Raw genomic sequence first — 20,363 nt, forward strand, 5'->3', positions numbered from 1 at the left:
CTATTAATTTTATAGAATACGAGTATCTTCTTATTAATTTAATTTTTATTTAAAAGCTTAATTAACGATAAGGATTTATAGGAGGGGTTATTAAAAATAAAAATAACTCACGACATAAGACTAACTAATGCTGGATTAGAAAAATCCATTTCCTCTAATGACCACTCTTGCATACACTGCGCGGCAGAAACCTTTTCCAGACTTTTTATAAGGAAGTTTTGCCATGTTTTCGACATTCTTACAGGGAATGATGCTGAGTGCCGCGATGATTTTGCCGATCGGTCCACAAAATGCGTTTGTGATGAATCAGGGTATCCGCCGCCAGTACCATCTGATGATTGCCGGGCTTTGTGCAGCCAGCGACATTGCCCTAATTTGCGCAGGAATTTTTGGTGGCAGTGCACTGCTCGACAACTATCCAACGCTGCTGTTTATTGTCAGCTGGGGCGGCGTAGCTTTTCTGCTGTGGTTTGGCTGGGGCGCGTTTCGCACCGCTATGACGGCTAACCCGCTGCAGGTCGAAGCCGCAGTGATGGCGAAAAGCCGCTGGCGGATTGTGGTGAGTATGATGGCGGTAACCTGGCTCAATCCGCACGTTTACCTCGACACCTTTGTGGTTCTGGGTAGCCTCGGTGGACGTCTTGCCAGCGATGAGCGTTCGTGGTTTGCACTAGGGGCGGTGCTTTCTTCAACGCTGTGGTTTTTTGGCCTGGCGATGTTAGCCGCGCTGCTTTCTCCTTGGTTAAACAAAGGAAAAACCCAGCGGGCGATTAACACCGTTGTGGGATTGGTGATGTGGGGCATAGCTCTACAGTTGGCGCTACAGAACCTGCATTTCTGAATAATTTATCACTAATCTTAATTTCGCTACCAAACTACTGTGCTAGTGTTGTTGTTCACCAGATGAATGAGGGAAACACTGTGAAATTGAAAGCATTGGCTATGGCCGCCATGTTGGGATTAGGGACACTACCTGCTGCACTTCAGGCTGCTGAAGTGCCAGAAGGGCCGCATGTGGTAACTTCAGGTACAGCCAGCGTTGATGCCGTTCCGGACATCGCTACGTTGGCAATTGAAGTCAATGTTTCCGCGAAAGACGCTGCCTCGGCCAAGAAACAGGCTGACCAGCGCGTAGCCGAGTATTTTACCTTCCTGCAAAAGAACGGCATTGATAAGAAAGACATTAACGCCGCCAACCTGCGTACTCAGCCGGAATATAACTACCTGAAAGACGGCAGTAGCGTGCTGAAAGGCTACCGCGCCGTACGTCAGGTACAGGTCACCCTGCGTAAGCTCGACAAACTCAATGAGCTGCTTGACGGTGCGCTGAGTTCAGGTTTAAACGAGATCCGCGCCGTTGAACTGGGCGTTGCCAATCCGGATACCTACCGTGATCAGGCACGTCAGAAGGCCATCGATAACGCTACGCAGCAGGCCAAAGCGCTGGCAGAAGGCTTCCACAGCCAGCTCGGACAGGTTTACAGCATTCGCTACCACGTCGCAAACTATCAGCCTATGCCGGTTGCCAGAATGTATAAAACCGCCGACGCCAGTGGCCAAAGTGATGCCGCTCAAACCTATGAGCAGCAAAGCATTCACTTTGACGATCAGGTAGATGTGGTGTTTGAACTGAAAAACGGTGACGTAACTAAATAACGTTTTTATTCAAAAGCAGACGAGCTACAGGTAGGCGGCAAAATGAGCTCATCCCAAGGCGCTTAGTTCACTAAGGGACTTGGGTGAGTGAGTAAAGCGAACACCCCTGTAGCTTGAATGATGAAGCGTAAATTAGTCTTGTCGGAGTACCTGACGGCCGTGCGCAAGAAGGGCGTCAGTGACTTTTCTCATCATGCGGCTTTCCGGTGCGAAACGGTGCCAGAACAGCATTCGGCGCTGGAAAAGACCCGGCGTTAAATCGATTAACTCTCCGCTTTCCAACTCTTTTTCAATCTGCAAATGCGGGATCATACAGCACGTGGTGCCCTGACGGGCGAGCTGCACGAAGGCTTCCGACGAGTTCACGATGTGACACGGCACGCTGCCCGGTGATAAATCAAAGTTCTGCTGTAAAAACGCCTGATGCATGTCGTCGAGATGGTCAAAGGCGACCGCCGGTGCTTTAAGCAGCGCAGAGCGGGTAACGCCATTGGGGAAATAACGCTCGGCAAAGCCTTTTGAGGCCACAAACAGATAATCAAGTGCGCCGAGCTGGTCCACGAGGCAGCTTGGCAAAGGCTGTGGCTGAATACTGACGGCCCCCACCACTTCGCCACGGCGTAAACGTTCCTGAGTACGGGTTTCGTCCTCGACCTGCATGTTCAGACGAATAGGGGAATCAACCAGCACCGATTTCAGCGCCGGTAGAAGCCAGGTTGCCAGACTGTCGGCGTTCACCGCCAGAGAGAGCAGCAGCGGGGTGTCATTGCTGTCGTTGATGTTATCACCGCCAAGCCACTCTTCTTCAAGCAGTTCCACCTGATGCAGCAGCGCCAGCAGCTTTTGGCCCTGTTCGGTTGGGCGAGGAGGAACAGTACGCACCAGCAGCGGCTGCCCGAATAAATTTTCCAACTGTTTAATACGTTGAGAAACGGCGGATTGGGTAATACACAGCTTTTGTGCCGCTCGTTCAAAGCCGCGCTCACGGATCACAGCGTCCAGCGCTTGCAGCGTTCTATAGTCTGGGCGTTTCATCGAAAATCTATTCCTTGCTCGTCTGGAATTAAAACCTATTCAGACACTATGCCACAGTTCATTCAAATTTGTGGCGCACAAAATCTTCCGCTTTTTGGGCATAAGTGTACTCCCCAATTGTTCAGACCATGCTTTATACTGATCACCACTTCAAGGCAGATTGTCTACTGAAAGAGAAAAATGACCATGACTCAGGATGAACTGAAAAAAGCGGTGGGTTGGGCAGCGTTGGAATATGTCACACCAGGCACGATTGTTGGCGTAGGCACCGGTTCAACGGCGGCGCATTTTATTGATGCGCTCGGTTCGATTAAACACCAGATTGAAGGCGCGGTGTCCAGCTCTGACGCGTCAACGGCCAAACTTAAAAGCCTCGGCATTCACGTGTTTGATAGCAACGAAGTTGACGAACTCGACATCTACGTCGACGGTGCGGATGAAATCAACGGTCACATGCAGATGATCAAAGGCGGCGGCGCGGCGCTGACCCGTGAAAAAATCATCGCCGCTATCTCCCGCAAGTTTATTTGTATCGTTGACGCCTCCAAGCAGGTCGACGTGCTGGGCAAATTCCCGCTGCCAATTGAAGTTATTCCGATGGCGCGCTCCTATGTAGCACGTGAACTGGTGAAGTTGGGCGGACTGCCGGAGTATCGCCAGAACGTAGTCACCGACAACGGAAACGTTATTCTGGATGTTCATAACCTGAGCATTCTTGACGCCATCGCGCTGGAAAATAAGTTAAACGCGATTGCTGGCGTAGTGACCGTTGGACTGTTTGCCAACCGGGGGGCAGATATCGCGCTGGTGGGTTCGCCAGACGGCGTAAAAGTCATTAAAAAGTAGTGCTGGCGATAAGCTTACGATCTCTCTGGGGTCGTTAGCATAATGTAATGTTATGAAGATGATAATTTACCGCCTGAATCATCTTTTATTTAAAACGGCTAATTTGGTGACTTATGTCACATAAAGACGCCGTTTTGACGTTTGCTTCCACGCTGTTCCAGAATTTGAGTATTAAGTTCTGAAAAATGTAGGACCAGCTAGGGCTTGTGCTATCGGGTAGGCAATCGTTTGTATTGCCCGTAGCAAAAATTTTGTTATGTTGACTGTGAACTGCATAAAGCAGTGACTTCTGAAGTCTGCATTCAGCATGAATAACTTTCGGTATGCGTTACTGCCGGTATGAATAAAACAGTAGGGTCGGGAAATGGCAAAAGTATCACTCGGAAAAGACAAAATTAAGTTTCTGCTGGTTGAAGGTGTCCACCAAAGCGCTATCGATACGCTTCACGCAGCGGGTTATACCAATATCGAGTTTCATAAAGGGGCGCTGGATAGTGAAGCGCTGAAAGAGTCAATCCGTGATGCGCATTTCGTCGGGATCCGATCCCGTACCCAACTGACCGAAGAAGTCTTTGCTGCTGCTGAAAAACTGGTTGCCGTCGGTTGTTTCTGCATTGGTACCAACCAGGTAAGCCTGAATTCTGCGACCAAGCGCGGTATTCCGGTATTTAACGCTCCGTTCTCCAATACCCGTTCCGTGGCAGAAATGGTGCTGGGCGAAATGCTGCTGCTGATCCGCGGCATTCCGGCTGCTAACGCCAAAGCGCACCGCGGTATCTGGCACAAGCTGGCCGTCGGTTCTTATGAAGCCCGCGGAAAGCGTCTGGGTATTGTGGGCTATGGCCATATCGGTACGCAGTTGGGTATTCTGGCCGAAGGTCTGGGTATGAAGGTCTACTTCTATGATATCGAAAGCAAACTGCCGCTAGGCAATGCGCAGCAGATACCAAGTCTGACCGAACTGCTTAACACCAGCGACGTGGTCACCATGCACGTGCCTGAAACCGCTAACACCAAAGATATGATTGGTGCCGAAGAGTTGGCACAGATGAAGCCTGGCTCGCTGCTGATTAACGCCTCACGCGGTACCGTTATTGATATTCCTGCGCTGTGCGACGCGCTGCGCAGCAAGCATCTCTCCGGTGCCGCCATCGACGTATTCCCAGAAGAGCCTGCGACCAACAGTGATCCGTTCATTTCGCCGCTGTGTGAGTTTGATAACGTGATCCTGACGCCGCACATCGGCGGGTCTACCATGGAGGCGCAAGAAGGGATTGGTTTGGAAGTGGCCGGTAAACTGGCGAAATACTCAGACAACGGTTCTACGCTGTCTGCGGTTAACTTCCCGGAGGCTTCGCTGCCAATGCACAGCGAAAAAGCCAGCCGTTTGCTGCACATCCACGAAAATCGTCCTGGCGTATTGACCAGCATCAACCAGATTTTTGCCGAGCAGGGCATCAACATTGCTGCTCAGTATCTGCAGACCAGTCCAGAAGTGGGTTATGTGGTTATTGACGTTGAAGCCGATATCGAAACCGTTGATAACGCGCTGCAGCTGATGAAAGCCATCCCAGGCACCATTCGCGCGCGTCTGCTTTACTGATTAATTTTGAGCAGTTTTAATTTTTGAATGGCAAAAGGGGCATCGAGAGATGCCCCTTTTCATTAATATCACAGCTGTAAAAAAGTCAGCCGCTATTTACAGCTAGCGTGCATATTTTTGTCACCAATTTCGCGCCAAACTCCCCATGTACCATCGACACCCGGCACATTGCCTACTGTCCACCAACCGTTCATCCATTGTTTCCCCTGATAAGATACTTTTACACAGGGCTTAGGATAGGTTGTTGAGGATATCCATTGAGGGTTGGCTGCGGTTGCCGCAGGTTTTTGCGTAACCTGAGTTTCACTGGTGGCACTTGCACCGTGCGAATCCGTCACTGTGACGTTAAAACGGTAGGTGGTTTGTTTTTCCACGGCGGGGAATGATGCTGTAGCCTGAATGGTTTGAGCATTTTTGAGAGTAATTTGTGGGCCAGAAGATATCTGTCTCCACTGGTACTTCAGGCTGTCGCCGTCAGGGTCGCTGCTGCCCACGGCCGATAAAATGACGCTGCCTGAACCGGTAATTTCTGCTGGCGTGGCTTTTGCAACGGCAGTCGGAGCATGATTCTCTGGCTGATTATCGTCTCCATCATTGCTTTTTTTCTCGATATTGAGAATAAAATCATCAAAATGTACGTCTGATGTTGCCCCCGCTTTTTTCGTTGCCTGCACTTGAACTTCGAGTAGCGTTGCCTGTGCTGGTAGGTCAACTGAGACCGTATTATCCAGCCAACGTTTGTAGAGGCCTTGAGTATTTACCTGCGCCGTTTTAAGCGTCGCCCCCGCTGCATTTTTAGCAATCAAATAGACAGTACCGTAATCACCGTCTCCAAAACCATTGCTCTTGAATTGCAGTTTGGCAACGTGATTACCCTGACTGACTAAAGACTTGTCCAAGGCGATGCTCTGGCTTATTTGGTCGTGGGTGGCATTATTGGCCGCGCTATTATTGATTCTCGCGGTAAAGAAGTATTTCCCTTTGGCTGGCAGGATACCGTCCTGGCTGGTCACCACGCGGAATTGTCCCTGAGTCAGTTTCCAGCCACTTAGGTTACCGGTTTCTGCGCCCGCATTTTGCAGCGAGGTGGAGACCTCATCGGGTACAATCTCTTCACCAGATTCGGTAAAGGCTTGTACACGAACAATAATATCGTCTATCGCTGTGTTTTTAGAGGCAACCGCTAAGTGCCATTTTCCAGCAGCGGGCTTGGTCACACCCAAAGAGGTATTCCATGCTTCACGCCCTTTATAGTCGTAATCATTGGCCGAAGGCCAGCTACCTTTGCTGAGATAAAGGCTAAATTTGCTGGTTTCTTCGTGCTGCGGACCCGGTACGGCACTGACAGCCAATCTATGGGTATTGGCCGGCACGTTAAGTTCGATACGATGCAGATAATTATTGGATTTGTTCAGCTTAACGCTTTGTTCTGCCAGCATTAGCGATTTTTCGTGATCAAAAGGGATCACTGCTGGATTGTAGCCCGAGATTTTTGCCGCATTATCTCGCCAGACTCGCGCCATATTGGCCTTGTTCTTGTCACCGATCGGCAAACCATAGTTGTCTTGCAAATCGGGATTGGAGAAGTAGCCGATATCGTTACCACACTGTATGGTTTGGGTTTTATCGTTGTCCCAGCCATGATTATCGCCACTGCCTGACCAACAATGACTGCCACCGATGTTATGGCTCAATTCATGGCGCAGGGAAGTTGAAGCGTAGAGCGCGTTAATGCTGTAGCGGCCATTGACGTAGGCCCAGCCGATAGCCGTATCGTCATTATTACCTTCGAAAAAAGCAGCGACGAGGTCGGGACCATATTCGGACATGCCCTGACTAAACAGTTTATTTATTTGTGATAGCGTACCACCAGTAATCGAGTAATCCTGATCAATGATTTGCGTGCCTACCAGCCTGACGCGTATTTTTTCAATGCGGGAGTTTTTTAAAGCCTGATTGACTGTGGTTAACTGAGCAAGCGCGAAGGCTTCAGGATCAATAATCGTTTTCGCTGCAGCTTTTGAGAAACCGGCAAGAACATCGATAACAATATAGCCGTCTTTATCAATATCTCCTTGATAAAGAGAGCTGCCGTCTCGTGCCAAAGTTTGTAAAGCATCGCCTTGAGTTGCGGGAATTAGCGTATCTTCTTGGGAAAAAATGGGTTTTTTGAACGTAATTTGAGTTTGTTCACCTGCGGGCGTGCTGTAAATAATTTTATGCTGATCGGGATACATCGCCAGAAAACTTTTGTCTTCACGAACGACCAGAACCATATCCGTTGACCCTGCAGAGCGGCTTAATGACGGCATTTTTCCGGTATAAACAGCGGCGTCTTTATACTTCGTATCCCTGACCATTGTTGCCGTAGAGGATGCCGACAACTCGGTTACTGATACTGAGTCGGTATCGCGCAGAAGCGCTGACAGCTTAAGAAACTGACCTGTTTCTCGTTCACTGCTGCTAGACATAGGGGCCTGAATATTAGGCAACATGAAAGCTGCTGTTTTGTCCGATAAATCATCAGCATTTGCAGTATTGAACGAGGCTATTACCGCGAGTGCTGCAAGTGTTAATCCGTAATGTTTTTTCATGCTTACTTCCCTGTGTAATATAATGTAACAATAATCTGATGAGGATTTTGCTATATAAAACATAGAGAAAACGTTTAACTTGGCTAAGAAGTTTCTTTAAATTTATAAGAAGAATGGTAGTGCAAAGCGGAGGAGGAAACTAACCTGCGGGGTTAAGGTGTTAATCCGGCCAACGCCAGCTTTTACTCGGCGTTAAAATCTCGGGCAACGGAATATCCCACTCCTCACTCGGCAACGTATTCACCCACTGGCAGTCGTGGGCAATACCTATCGGGTAAGGGCCACTTTCGCGCCAGTTCTGCAACGTACGGTCATAAAATCCACCCCCCATACCTAATCGTTGCCCGAGTGAGTCAAAGGCGACGAGCGGCGTGAGGATAATGTTCAGCTGATTGAGCGGCAAAATCTCTCTCACGTCGAGTGCAGGTTCAAGAATATTCAGACGATTCCGCACCAGCTTTGTCTCGGGACGATAGCGTAGAAACAGCAAGTGGCCCACCGTAAAAGGGTGCAATACTGGCAAATAAAGCGTTTTGCCCTCTTGCCACAGTCGGTCTATCAGCGGCGCAGTGTCGAGTTCTCCGTCAAAAGACAGAAAAACGGACAGTGTTTTAGCCTGCTGAACTTTGGGATGATTGGCGATGCGCTGCGCTGCTTGCAGGGCAAACTGCTGTTGCTGCTGCTGGGTAAGTTGTTTTCTGCGCTGGCGTACTTCAGTACGAATAGCTTGCCTGATCAGCGCGTGTTGAGCTGTAAAGGACATAGAAAAAACCAAAGAAGAGAGTGAAGGAAAGAAAGGGGAATCTCCGAGATGCCGCCGCAGGCTGTAACCCTTGAACCCATGGTTCAAGGTGAACGTTCAGTCACAATCTTTAGGCTTCTCGGCGGACCGAGCATGCGCACCGATTGCGGATCATCACATTCTGTTGGTACTAATTATCGGCTCAGGGGACGGGCCCGCTGGCAAACATCTCAGAGAAATTTTGTGTTCTTACTGTGGATCTAGTCTCTCACGTAATGAGATAAATATCAACAGCTTGACTTATTCGAAAGGCGCCCCTTCACGTTCAGTGATGCGTCCTTGTTCGAGCAAAGCCTGCTCGATGGTTTGTTGCAACATGCGAATACGCTGTTCCATATTGGAGGCATAGTCGCGAGTTTTCAAGCGTTCTTGAGCAAGTTCGTGACAAACATTCAATGCCGCGATAAATACGAGTTGCTCTGTATTTGTGACTCTAGTGCGAACTTTAAGATCTTGCAACCGCTGATTAAGATCCTCGGCAGCCATGTTCAACGCTTCTTGTTGTTCTGGCGGACAATTTACTCTTAATGAGCGACCAAAAATTTGTATATCTACCGGTTGTGCAGACATGCCACCTTCCTGCCAAATTATTCGCCAGCCCCCGAATGAAACACTGCCAAACGCTCAGGACATCGAAAGCGGGCGCAACTATATATACCTCACCCCTGATTTGCAACGCCGTTTAGCGCGGACGCCTGGCTCGCTAATCTGGTACTGAGACTTGCCTTGGTGGTAGCATAACACGAACTTATCCAGCCAACGATGGCGAATGCGCATGTCTATTGAGAATACTTATCCAAACTATGATTCGCTGAATCAAAATCTTAAGCAGCAATCTGTTGCCCTGACGCCTGCAGAAATGCACGGGCTTATCAGTGGCTTACTCTGCGGCGGCAACCGTGACGGCAGCTGGTTGACACTGGTGCATGATCTGACCAACGAAGGAATGGCCTTTAGCCACTCGCTGGCCGACATGCTTCAACAACTCCGAAAAATCACCTCGGACACGCTGGAAGACGACAGTTTTGAATTCAAAATGCTGATGCCGGACGACGATACCAGCGTATTTGAGCGTGCCGATGCGCTGGCTGGTTGGGTTAACCACTTCATGCTCGGGCTTGGCATGATGCAGCCTAAACTTGCTCAGGTGAAAGGCGAGGTCGGTGAAGCGATTGACGATCTGCGCAGCATCGCGCAACTGGGTTACGAAGAAGACGAAGATCAGGAAATGCTGGCTCAGTCGCTTGAAGAAGTCATCGAATATGTACGCGTATCGGCAATCCTGTGCTTTGGTGAATTTGGCCACAGCAGGCCGACCGCGGCGGAAAATCAGCGTACCTTGCACTAAAATTTTCTGTTAATAGCACCCAAGTTTGACAATAAAACGTATAAAAACAGCCCAGTTAACGCGGATAACATCCGATTTCAGGAGCAGGTGATGACAACAGTGAGCATTACTCAGCAGGAATACGAAGCGCGTCGTCAGGCACTCATCGCCAAGATGGCACCCGGCAGTGCGGCCGTTATTTTTGCTGCCCCGGAGGCAACCCGTAACGCTGACAGCGAATACTCGTATCGTCAGAGCAGCGATTTTTGGTATCTGACCGGTTTCAATGAGCCGGAAGCTGCGTTGGTACTGGTGAAAAGCGATGAAAATCACAATCACAGCGTGCTGTTTAACCGCGTACGTGATTTAACCGCTGAAATCTGGTTTGGTCGTCGACTGGGGCAAGACGCCGCGCCTTCACGTCTGGGGGTGAATCGTGCACTGCCGTTTGACGATATCAACGACCAGCTTCACCTGCTGTTTAACGGACTGGATGTGCTCTATCACGCGCAGGGCAATTATGCCTACGCCGACGGCATTGTTGACCGGGCGATGGAAAAATTGCGTAAAGGCTTTCGGCAAAATCTTTCTGCGCCTGCCACTGTTACCGATTGGCGTCCCTGGGTGCATGAGATGCGCCTGATCAAATCGCCTCAGGAAATTGCCGTGATGCGTCGCGCCGGTGAAATTACTGCCAAAGCGCACACGCGAGCGATGCAAACCTGTCGCGCAGGCATGTACGAATATCACCTTGAAGGCGAAATTCACTACGAATTCAGTCGCCACGGCTCTCGCACGCCGTCTTACAACACCATCGTGGGCAGCGGTGAAAATGGCTGCATTCTGCACTACACCGAAAACGAAAGTGAGCTGCGCGACGGCGATTTAGTGCTGATTGATGCGGGCTGTGAATATCAAAACTATGCCGGTGATATCACACGGACTTTCCCAGTCAGCGGTAAATTCACTCCGGCACAGCGCCAGATTTATGACATTGTGCTGGCATCAGAATATAAAGCGCTTGAAGTCTTAGGCCCGGGCAGCAGCATTCAGGAAGCCACCGAAGCCGCGGTACGGGTGATGGTGGAAGGATTGGTTGGTATTGGCGTGATGAGGGGCGACGTTGACCCACTGATTGCCGAACAGGCACACCGCCAATTCTTCATGCACGGCTTGTCTCACTGGCTGGGGCTGGACGTGCACGACGTCGGCAACTATGGCACTACCGACCGCAGCCGTAAGCTGGAGCCAGGCATGGTATTGACCGTCGAACCTGGCCTTTACATCGCGCCGGACGCCGACGTACCGGAAGCCTATCGAGGCATTGGAATTCGTATCGAAGACGACATCGTCATCACTGAAACCGGCATTGAAATTCTGACCGGTGACGTGGTAAAAGAGGCCGACGATATTGAAGCTCTGATGGCGGCGGCAAGATAACGCCATGAGCATGATTATTGTAGGCGGTGGTATGGCCGGTGCCACGCTGGCACTGGCGGTGTCCTCACTGACTCAGGGCCGAGTGCCGATTCACCTGATTGAAGCAACCTCACCCGATGACTTCACTCATCCGGGATTTGATGCGCGCGCCATTGCACTGGCGCAGGGCACCTGCCAGCAGTTGGCGGGGATTGGCGTCTGGTCGGCCTTATCCCAATGCGCCACGCCGATCACTGATATTCACGTCAGCGATCGCGGTCATGCCGGTTTTGTTAATCTCAATGCCAAGCACTACGGTGTGGAGGCATTAGGGCAGGTTGTTGAGCTGCATGACGCAGGTCAGCGGCTGTTTGCCCTGTTGACTAAGGCGGCGGGTGTGCATCTGCACTGTCCGGCTCGCGTGGTGTCGGTGAGTCGCCAAGCCGACAGCGCCAGCGTGACGCTAGACAACGGTGAAACGCTGCAAGCTAGCCTGCTGGTGGCCGCCGACGGCTCAAATTCTACGCTGGCGCAGGCCTGTGGCATAAGCTGGCAGCGCGATAGCTATCAGCAGATAGCCACCATTGCCAACATCACCACCGGACTGCCTCACGACGGGCGCGCATTCGAACGATTTACCGAGCATGGCCCACTGGCGTTGTTGCCGATGTCGAAAGGCCGCAGCTCGTTGGTGTGGTGCCATCCCCTTGAACGACGTGATGAAGTGAATGGCTGGAGCCATGAACAGTTCTTGCATGAGCTACAAAAAGCCTTTGGCTGGCGCCTGGGTAAAATGCAGCAAACCGGCGCACGTCACAGTTATCCCCTACAATTACTGACCGCCAGCGGACATATTAGCCATCGGCTGGCGCTGGTGGGCAATGCTGCGCAAACGCTGCATCCGATTGCCGGACAGGGTTTTAATCTTGGTCTGCGCGATGTCATGACGTTGAGTGAAACCGTGGCCCACGCGTGGCGGCAGAATCAGGATATCGGCAGTTATCAGATACTGAGCCGCTATCAACAGCGCCGCCAGCCGGACCAGCGCGCAACCGTCGGCATAACCGATGGCCTGGTGCGCCTGTTTGCCAATCGCTATACGCCACTGGTGGTAGGGCGTAATCTTGGCCTGATGGCCATGGAACGCATCCCTACGCTTCGTGACGCTTTTACTCGCCGAACGCTGGGCTGGACAGAACGCTGAATGCGCTTGCAAAGGCCTTGTCTGACCGCAGAAAAATGACAGGAATAAAATAAATTATGCAATCTTTTGATGTGGTTATCGCCGGCGGCGGCATGGTAGGTCTTGCGCTAGCCTGTAGCCTAAGCGGCAGCGGTCTGCGCATTGCTGTACTCGAAAACCGTCAGCCTGATGATAATCCACTGCCCGAAATCCCCGGCGTACGCGTTTCGGCAATCAACGCCGCCAGTGAGCGCCTGCTACAGCACATTGGTGCCTGGGACAACATTATTGCCCAACGCACCAGTCCGTATCAGGGAATGGAAGTGTGGGATCGCGACAGTTTTGGCAAAATCGCCTTTCGCAGCGACGAATACGGTTTCAGCCATCTGGGGCACATTATCGAAAATGAGGTTATTCACCGAGCGCTGTGGCAGCGCGCGGAGCGGCTCAGTGATATTGAAATCTTTGCACCCGCGCAGCTAAAAAACGTGGCCTGGGGCGAGAATGAAGCCTTTATCAATCTTGAAGACGGCCGCATGATCACCGCCCGTTTAGTGGTGGGTGCCGACGGCGCACATTCATGGCTACGCCAGCATGCCGACATTCCGTTGACCTTCTGGGATTACCGTCACCATGCACTGGTGGCGACGATTCGTACCGAAGACGCGCACCAATCTGTGGCACGACAGGTGTTTCACGGCGAAGGTATTTTGGCCTTTTTACCGCTGGCAGATGCGAATCTTTCCTCCATCGTCTGGTCAGTTTCTCCTGAAGAGGCCGAGCGTTTGCTTGCGTTATCCGAAGAAGAGTTCAACAAGGTTCTGGCCAGCACCTTTGACCTGCGCCTCGGCGTGTGTCAGGTGGTGAGCGAACGCCAAACCTTCCCGCTGACCGGCCGCTATGCGCGAAGCTTCGCCGCACAGCGTCTGGCGTTAATCGGTGATGCAGCGCATACCGTACATCCGTTGGCCGGGCAGGGTGTGAATCTCGGCTTTATGGATGCAGCGGAGTTGTCTTCTGAAATCAAACGATTACAGCGTGAAGGTAAAGACTTTGGGCAACACATGTATTTACGTCGCTATGAGCGCAAACGTAAACACAGCGCGGCGCTGATGCTGGCGAGTATGCAGGGCTTTCGTGAACTGTTCGCCGGCAATAATCCGGCCAAAAAACTGCTGCGTGATATTGGCCTGACGCTGGCGGACTCGTTGCCGGGCGTGAAGCCAAAATTGCTGCGTCAGGCGATGGGACTGAATGATTTACCCGAGTGGTTACAGACCAAAGAACTTCAGCTGAAATAATCTAATTCCATTCCTTTTTTTCCATTACTTTTTCTAATCCGGGGTCGGATTTCGCGAACGGCAAATGACGCGAAATTCGGCCTCGGCGTTATATAACATCGAACAATTTATAGTTTAATTATAGATTTTGCGTCATAAACCCCATTTTTCCAGTCAAAAACTCTGCATCATACGACCCGAAAATTCCTGACAACGTCACAGGAACGTATATTTTAACTTATGGTTAGCAGGGGCATTCGGTGATAACGTTCAACGAAAGGTATCGTTTGCGTCGGCACAGTTCTTGCACCGGTTTTCTTTAAACAAGCTATCTCGATATCCATTGAGCCGCTGATTGAGGATCGGGTTAATCGCTTCGGAAAAGAATGAGGAATAAGATGACAAAGCAGACTCGGTTATATGATGAACACGTCGCCTGTGGTGCGCGCATGGTCGATTTTCACGGCTGGATGATGCCGCTGCACTATGGTTCCCAGATTGATGAACACCACATTGTTCGTCAGGATGCCGGCATGTTTGACGTCTCCCATATGACCATCGTCGATTTGCACGGTGCACGCACTCGCGAATTCCTCCGTTATTTATTAGCCAACGACGTCGCCAAACTGACTCAGCCGGGTAAAGCGCTCTACACCGGCATGCTCAACGCATCCGGCGGGGTCATTGATGACCTGATTGTCTATTTCTTTACTGAAGACTTTTTCCGCCTGGTCGTGAACTCTGCAACCCGTGAAAAGGACCTGGAGTGGATTACCGAACACGCCAAGCCATTTGCCATTGAACTGACCGTTCGTGATGACCTCGCGCTGATTGCCGTACAGGGTCCGCAGGCAAAAGAGCGCGCTAACACACTGTTTACTGACGAACAAAAGCAGGCCGTAAGCGGCATGAAGCCTTTCTTCGGCGTGCAGTCCGGTTCACTGTTTATCGCTACCACCGGGTATACCGGTGAGGCGGGTTATGAAATTGCTCTGCCGCAGGAAGAGGCGGCAGACTTCTGGAAAAAGCTGCTGGCCGCAGGCGTAAAACCTGCTGGTTTGGGCGCACGCGACACGTTGCGTCTGGAAGCGGGCATGAATCTTTATGGTCAGGAAATGGACGAAGGCGTTTCGCCGCTGGCCGCCAATATGGGGTGGACTGTCGCCTGGCAGCCGGAAGATCGTCGTTTCATCGGTCGCGATGCGCTGGAAAAACAGCGAGAAGCGGGCACCGAGCAGCTGGTTGGTTTAATCATGACCGAAAAAGGTGTATTACGTAATGAGCTGCCGGTGCGTTTCACCGATGCGGCCGGTAATGTACTTGAAGGCGTGATCACTAGCGGTTCGTTCTCTCCAACCTTGGGCTATAGCATTGCGCTGGCTCGCGTGCCTGCGGGCATTGGCGAGCAGGCGATTGTGCAAATCCGCAACCGTGAAATGCCGGTTCGCGTGACCAAGCCTGGCTTCGTCCGTAACGGTAAAAGCGTGGTGTAATGCGCAGATAATCTATTGATTATTAACGATTAACGTCTTGATAACTGACTGGTTTTAAAAATTAATTAAAATTTCCGGAGATTATTTATGAGCAATGTTCCAGCAGAATTGAAATATGCCACCTCTCATGAATGGGTTCGTTCAGAAGGTAATGGCATTTACAGCGTAGGTATCACCGAGCATGCGCAAGAATTACTGGGCGACATGGTGTTTGTCGACCTGCCAGAGGTTGGCCGCACCGTTGACGCCGGCGAAGACTGCGCCGTTGCCGAGTCTGTAAAGGCAGCGTCTGATATTTATTCGCCAATCAGCGGCGAAATTGTGAAAGTTAACAGCGAATTGGAGTCATCTCCTGAATTAGTTAACAGCGCACCGTACGGTGAAGGCTTCTTGTTCCATATTAAAGCCTCTGACGAAGCGGAGCTAGGCAACTTGCTTGATGCCGCAGGCTACGAAGCCACTCTGGAAGACTAATTTCTCGTCGTTCTTGACGTTACAGCGGCGTTGGCAGCGTTTGCTCGCCCCAGTCACTTACTGATGTAAGCTTTTGGGGATCTACAAACCTGCCGCCTTGCTGTAACGCCAATGACGGAAATAAATGTTCTTGGTATAGACAAAGATTTAGAAAACTCCCGATACCTCAATGCAAGATTTCAGGAATGCGTAGCACATGACTCAGACTCTCAGCCAACTTGAACACAGCGAAGCCTTTATTGGTCGCCATATCGGTCCTTCATCTTCACAGCAACAGCAAATGCTGGAAACCGTAGGCGCGAGCTCGTTAAACGCCTTGATCCAGCAAATTGTTCCGGCGGACATCCAGTTACCTGGCCCACCGGCTGTGGGTGATGCGGTAACCGAGCATCAGGCGTTGGCTGAGCTGAAAGCGATTGCCAGCCAAAACCAGCGTTACAAATCCTATATCGGAATGGGTTATAGCGCGGTACTGACTCCGCCGGTCATTCTGCGCAACATGCTGGAAAATCCAGGCTGGTACACGGCGTATACGCCGTATCAGCCAGAAGTTTCTCAGGGGCGTCTCGAGGCGTTGCTGAACTTCCAAACCTTGACTCTCGACCTCACCGGTCTGGACCTGGCGTCTGCTTCTTTGCTTGACGAAGCGACCGCCGCCGCTGAAGCGATGGCGCTTGCCAAGCGTGCCAGTAAACTCAAAGACGCCAACCGCTTCTTCGTGGCCGATGACGTGCACCCGCAGACGCTGGACGTCGTGCGTACCCGTGCCGAGACTTTTGGTTTTGATATCATCGTTGATAAAGCTGAAAAAGTACTGGATCTCGACGGCGTGTTCGGTGTGTTGGTGCAGCAGGTTGGCACCACCGGCGAAGTACACGACTACAGCGCGCTGTTCGCTGAACTGAAATCTCGTAAAATCATCACCAGCGTGGCCGCTGACATCATGGCGTTGGTGCTGTTGAGCGCACCGGGCAAGCAGGGCGCCGACGTGGTATTCGGTTCTGCGCAACGCTTTGGCGTACCAATGGGCTACGGCGGTCCACACGCTGCATTCTTTGCCTGCCGCGATGAGTTTAAGCGCTCAATGCCGGGCCGCATCATTGGTGTTTCACGCGATGCCGCCGGTAACACCGCGCTGCGTATGGCGATGCAAACTCGCGAGCAACACATTCGCCGCGAAAAAGCCAACTCCAACATTTGTACCTCTCAGGTGCTTCTGGCCAACATCGCTAGCCTGTACGCCGTTTTCCACGGTCCTGAAGGTTTGAAACGCATTGCCGGGCGCATTCATCGCCTGACCGACATTCTGGCCGCTGGCCTGAAAAAAGGTGGCCTGACTCTGCGCCACAATAGCTGGTTCGACACCCTGACCGTTGAGGTGCAGGATAAAGCCGCCGTATTGGATCGCGCCCTGAGCTTTGGTTTAAACTTCCGTACTGATATTCACGGTGCGGTGGGCATCACGCTCGACGAAGCGACCTCACGCGAAGACGTGCAGGTACTGTTCGCGGTGCTGCTTGGCGACGAAAATGGTTTGGATATCGACCAACTCGACAAGGCTGCCAGCACGGACAGCAACTCAATTCCTGCCGCCGTACTGCGTCAGGATCCGATCCTGACCCATCCGGTGTTCAACAAGTTCCACAGTGAAACCGAGATGATGCGCTATATGCACCGCCTCGAGAAAAAGGATCTGGCGCTGAATCAGGCGATGATCCCGCTGGGCTCTTGCACCATGAAACTTAACGCCGCCGCAGAAATGATCCCTATCACCTGGCCGGAGTTCGCCGAACTGCACCCGTTCTGCCCTGTTGAGCAGGCGGGCGGTTATCAGCAGATGATCGGTCAGCTGTCTCAGTGGCTGGTTCAACTGACGGGGTATGACGCCGTTTGTATGCAGCCTAACTCGGGTGCACAGGGCGAGTACGCGGGCCTGCTGGCGATTCGCCATTATCACGAAAGCCGCAACGAAGGCAGCCGTCATATCTGTCTGATCCCAAGTTCGGCGCACGGTACTAACCCAGCGTCTGCACAGATGGCGAGCATGTCTGTGGTCGTGGTGGCCTGTGATAAACAGGGCAATATCGATTTAAGTGACCTGCGCGAAAAAGCGGCACAGGCGGGTGATGCGCTCTCTTGTATCATGGTGACCTACCCGTCAACCCACGGCGTGTACGAAGAAACCATCCGTGAAGTGTGCCAGATTGTTCATCAGTACGGCGGTCAGGTTTACCTCGACGGTGCTAACATGAATGCGCAGGTCGGTATCACAACCCCGGGTTACATCGGCGCGGACGTGTCGCACCTTAATCTACATAAAACATTCTGTATCCCACACGGCGGTGGCGGTCCGGGCATGGGACCAATCGGCGTAAAAGCCCATTTGGCACCGTTTGTTCCAGGCCACAGCGTGGTACAGATTGACGGCGTATTGACGCAAAACGGCGCAGTTTCTGCGGCACCGTTTGGCAGCGCATCAATCTTGCCAATCAGCTGGATGTACATCCGCATGATGGGGGCAGAAGGTCTGAAGCAGGCAAGTCAGGTCGCGATTTTGAATGCAAACTACATTGCTACCCGTTTGAAAGAGGCTTATCCGGTGCTGTATACCGGCCGTGACGGTCGCGTGGCGCATGAATGTATTCTGGATATTCGTCCGCTGAAAGAGACCACCGGCATCAGTGAAATGGACATTGCTAAGCGTCTGATCGACTACGGATTCCATGCGCCAACCATGTCGTTCCCGGTTGCGGGCACGCTGATGGTGGAGCCCACTGAGTCTGAAAGCAAAGTTGAACTGGACCGCTTTATCAATGCGTTGCTGTCTATCCGCGGTGAAATTGCGAACGTGGCCGAAGGCAAATGGACGTTGCAGGACAACCCGCTGGTGAATGCGCCGCACACTCAGGCCGAGTTGGTCAGCGAGTGGAACCACGCCTACAGCCGCGAGCTGGCGGTGTTCCCTGCGGGAAGTGACGACAAATACTGGCCAACGGTGAAACGTCTTGATGACGTTTACGGTGACCGTAATTTGTTCTGCTCATGCGTACCTATCAGCGATTACGAATAATCGCCGCTGGACCAAACCCTGTTGCTTAATCGTGCAGGGTTTACAGCATAAACAAAAAATCCCTGACGTCACTCTCAGGGATTTTTTTATAACCGGCTTATCTCAGGCAACGGCAAGGCACCACGGAAGGGCGAAGCGGGCCAAACAGTCACGGGTCGTTATCCGAGCGCTGTTACTTTACACGCACTTGCTCAAGCGTTTTAAATAGTTGAATTTTATCGGCTTCACTGAGATTTTTTTGATCAAGCTGGGCAATAAACTCTGCCTGATTGTTTGGCGAAATATGTCCGTTAGCCTTTAACTCAACGGCGAGTCGTTGAAGAATTCGGGTCGATAGCCCTGCAATATCGTTACGGATTTGCTCCAGTGGCCGAGGCTTCCAGTCAGTTTCTGGTGCGGCGAGCCAGTCAGCACGGTAACGATATTGAATGGCCTTGGCGGCGCTCATTTGTGCAACGATAAAGGGTTTGATCGACTCGGGATTGAGGCCCAAACTCTCGGCGGTTTTTTGCGTCGCTGTTAATACTTTGTCTTCCTGCGCCAGCACTTCTACCGGCTGATGGTTTTCTGCCTTGCTGCTGGCTACATCCTTCATATAAGAAAGACGTTCGTTGATTAGCCCCGGTAGATTGCCGTTTTCAGAAGCCTGGGCAAAGACGGGCACCGTAGAAAGGGAAATCAGCGCAAGTAACAGGCCGCCGACGCTTTTTTTAGCGGCAGCATTAATAATATGGCTTACGGCTGTCATCGTTAATTAATCCTTTAATTATGGGTATCTTGGGTAGGGCAGGTAAGCATCATACGCAATCAGGGAAAAATGGGCAGCAGTAAACCGCTCGTTTTCACACTCAATGGATGACGTTTGCCAACGGTTTACCCTCGCAGCAGCGCATGACGAAACGACAGAATATGCACCTCGGCGGCATCTGCCGCAGCCTGAGCATCCTGCGCCGCCAACGCGTTGATGATAGCCCGATGTTCCTCGATAACTTCCTGCATGTGTCCCTCTTTCGACAGCGAGCTAGCCCAAAACCGTTGCGCCTGGGCGTGCAGTACGCTGAGGATGTCCATTAGCATCTTGTTGCCAGCAATTTTGGCCAATTGCTGATGAAATTGGTTGTCTAGCAACATCATCCCATCGCGGTCGCGCTGTTGGGTTGCCACTTCAATTTGCTGGTTTATCGCTTCAAGGCTGGCAATGTCCTGCGCTGAAATACGCGAACTGGCGAGACGCATGCACAGCATTTCATTGGCCAATCGAACCTCAATCAACTCCAGTGCGTCATCGACAGACAGCGGCGACACCATCACTCCTTTGCGCGGAATAATTTGCAGCAGCCCTTCGTTAGACAGACGGTGGATTGCCTGATTAATCGGCGTGCGCCCCATTGCCAGGTCATTCATTACCTGAGCAGTATTCAAATATTCACCCGGTTTGTAGCTTAGGGTGACCAGCGCCTGCTTAAAACGACGATACGCCTGCTCGTTTAACGATAATCCTGACTCTTCATTCACCGCTCTTTCCTGCGTTTCTGTGACATCAGTCTTCACATCCAGCTCCTGCTGAAAAGATTTTTAGAC

The 20,363-nt window shown here is 51.6% G+C and carries 17 protein-coding genes and 1 other RNA gene; 11 read left to right on the top strand and 7 right to left on the bottom strand.

Annotation, left to right across the window (positions count from 1 at the left end; all coding sequences use genetic code 11):
* The first annotated feature begins 223 nt into the window (after positions 1 to 223).
* Together argO and BS639_RS13855 are read left to right on the top strand one after the other, a co-directional pair.
* Positions 224 to 841 (top strand): arginine exporter ArgO, encoded by a 618-nt coding sequence (gene argO / locus BS639_RS13850; RefSeq protein ID WP_084983375.1) that lies wholly within the window; start codon positions 224 to 226, stop codon positions 839 to 841.
* A gap of 80 nt (positions 842 to 921) precedes the next feature.
* Positions 922 to 1,656: an oxidative stress defense protein gene (locus BS639_RS13855; protein WP_084983376.1), complete on the top strand. Its 735-nt coding sequence runs from the start codon at positions 922 to 924 to the stop codon at positions 1,654 to 1,656.
* 132 nt (positions 1,657 to 1,788) lie between these two features.
* Here BS639_RS13855 and BS639_RS13860 read toward each other — a convergent pair whose 3' ends face one another.
* Positions 1,789 to 2,691: a LysR family transcriptional regulator ArgP gene (locus BS639_RS13860; protein WP_055772597.1), complete on the bottom strand. Its 903-nt coding sequence runs from the start codon at positions 2,689 to 2,691 to the stop codon at positions 1,789 to 1,791.
* Positions 2,692 to 2,877: 186 nt separating this feature from the next.
* Between BS639_RS13860 and rpiA the strand changes: the two genes are divergently transcribed.
* On the top strand, positions 2,878 to 3,537 hold the full coding sequence (gene rpiA, locus BS639_RS13865) for a ribose-5-phosphate isomerase RpiA (protein ID WP_055773157.1): 660 nt from the start codon (positions 2,878 to 2,880) through the stop codon (positions 3,535 to 3,537).
* A 364-nt stretch (positions 3,538 to 3,901) separates the two neighbouring features.
* Positions 3,902 to 5,140 carry a phosphoglycerate dehydrogenase gene (gene serA, locus BS639_RS13870; protein WP_055772600.1) on the top strand — a complete coding sequence of 413 codons (1,239 nt, stop codon included), beginning with the start codon at positions 3,902 to 3,904 and terminating at the stop codon, positions 5,138 to 5,140.
* 92 nt (positions 5,141 to 5,232) lie between these two features.
* Here serA and BS639_RS13875 read toward each other — a convergent pair whose 3' ends face one another.
* The 4 genes from BS639_RS13875 to zapA form a co-directional block, all read right to left on the bottom strand.
* Positions 5,233 to 7,734, bottom strand: coding sequence for a PKD domain-containing protein (locus BS639_RS13875; RefSeq protein ID WP_084983377.1), 2,502 nt, complete (start codon positions 7,732 to 7,734; stop codon positions 5,233 to 5,235).
* Positions 7,735 to 7,894: 160 nt separating this feature from the next.
* A complete protein-coding gene (locus tag BS639_RS13880) occupies positions 7,895 to 8,497 on the bottom strand; it encodes a 5-formyltetrahydrofolate cyclo-ligase (protein ID WP_084983378.1) in 603 nt (200 codons plus the stop codon).
* Between the two features lie 36 nt (positions 8,498 to 8,533).
* A non-coding RNA gene (ssrS, locus tag BS639_RS13885) (6S RNA) lies at positions 8,534 to 8,716 on the bottom strand.
* Positions 8,717 to 8,776: 60 nt separating this feature from the next.
* On the bottom strand, positions 8,777 to 9,106 hold the full coding sequence (gene zapA, locus BS639_RS13890) for a cell division protein ZapA (protein ID WP_009637913.1): 330 nt from the start codon (positions 9,104 to 9,106) through the stop codon (positions 8,777 to 8,779).
* 205 nt (positions 9,107 to 9,311) lie between these two features.
* On the opposite strand from zapA, the gene BS639_RS13895 reads away from it, so the two are divergent.
* The 7 genes from BS639_RS13895 to gcvP all read left to right on the top strand — a co-directional run bounded on the left by BS639_RS13895 (position 9,312) and on the right by gcvP (position 18,782).
* Positions 9,312 to 9,884, top strand: coding sequence for a YecA/YgfB family protein (locus BS639_RS13895; RefSeq protein WP_055772618.1), 573 nt, complete (start codon positions 9,312 to 9,314; stop codon positions 9,882 to 9,884).
* A 105-nt stretch (positions 9,885 to 9,989) separates the two neighbouring features.
* Positions 9,990 to 11,303: a Xaa-Pro aminopeptidase gene (gene pepP, locus BS639_RS13900; protein ID WP_084983402.1), complete on the top strand. Its 1,314-nt coding sequence runs from the start codon at positions 9,990 to 9,992 to the stop codon at positions 11,301 to 11,303.
* A gap of 4 nt (positions 11,304 to 11,307) precedes the next feature.
* Positions 11,308 to 12,486, top strand: a complete 1,179-nt coding sequence (gene ubiH, locus BS639_RS13905) for a 2-octaprenyl-6-methoxyphenyl hydroxylase (protein ID WP_084983379.1) — start codon at positions 11,308 to 11,310, stop codon at positions 12,484 to 12,486.
* A gap of 56 nt (positions 12,487 to 12,542) precedes the next feature.
* The gene (gene ubiI / locus BS639_RS13910) at positions 12,543 to 13,766 is read left to right on the top strand and encodes an FAD-dependent 2-octaprenylphenol hydroxylase (protein WP_084983380.1); all 1,224 of its coding nucleotides are present in this window, start codon (positions 12,543 to 12,545) and stop codon (positions 13,764 to 13,766) included.
* A gap of 377 nt (positions 13,767 to 14,143) precedes the next feature.
* A complete protein-coding gene (gcvT, locus tag BS639_RS13915; protein WP_084983381.1) occupies positions 14,144 to 15,238 on the top strand; it encodes a glycine cleavage system aminomethyltransferase GcvT in 1,095 nt (364 codons plus the stop codon).
* A gap of 87 nt (positions 15,239 to 15,325) precedes the next feature.
* Positions 15,326 to 15,712 carry a glycine cleavage system protein GcvH gene (gcvH, locus tag BS639_RS13920; protein ID WP_084983382.1) on the top strand — a complete coding sequence of 129 codons (387 nt, stop codon included), beginning with the start codon at positions 15,326 to 15,328 and terminating at the stop codon, positions 15,710 to 15,712.
* 196 nt (positions 15,713 to 15,908) lie between these two features.
* A complete protein-coding gene (gcvP, locus tag BS639_RS13925; RefSeq protein ID WP_084983383.1) occupies positions 15,909 to 18,782 on the top strand; it encodes an aminomethyl-transferring glycine dehydrogenase in 2,874 nt (957 codons plus the stop codon).
* 172 nt (positions 18,783 to 18,954) lie between these two features.
* On the opposite strand, the gene BS639_RS13930 is transcribed toward gcvP, so the two are convergent.
* Both BS639_RS13930 and BS639_RS13935 read right to left on the bottom strand, forming a co-directional pair.
* On the bottom strand, positions 18,955 to 19,530 hold the full coding sequence (locus BS639_RS13930; protein ID WP_084983384.1) for a chorismate mutase: 576 nt from the start codon (positions 19,528 to 19,530) through the stop codon (positions 18,955 to 18,957).
* Positions 19,531 to 19,655: 125 nt separating this feature from the next.
* Positions 19,656 to 20,333, bottom strand: a complete 678-nt coding sequence (locus BS639_RS13935) for a GntR family transcriptional regulator (RefSeq protein WP_084983385.1) — start codon at positions 20,331 to 20,333, stop codon at positions 19,656 to 19,658.
* Positions 20,334 to 20,363 lie beyond the last annotated feature (30 nt).

It is taken from the genome of Rouxiella silvae (genome assembly GCF_002093625.1).
GTDB classification, from domain to species: Bacteria; Pseudomonadota; Gammaproteobacteria; order Enterobacterales; family Enterobacteriaceae; genus Rouxiella; species Rouxiella silvae.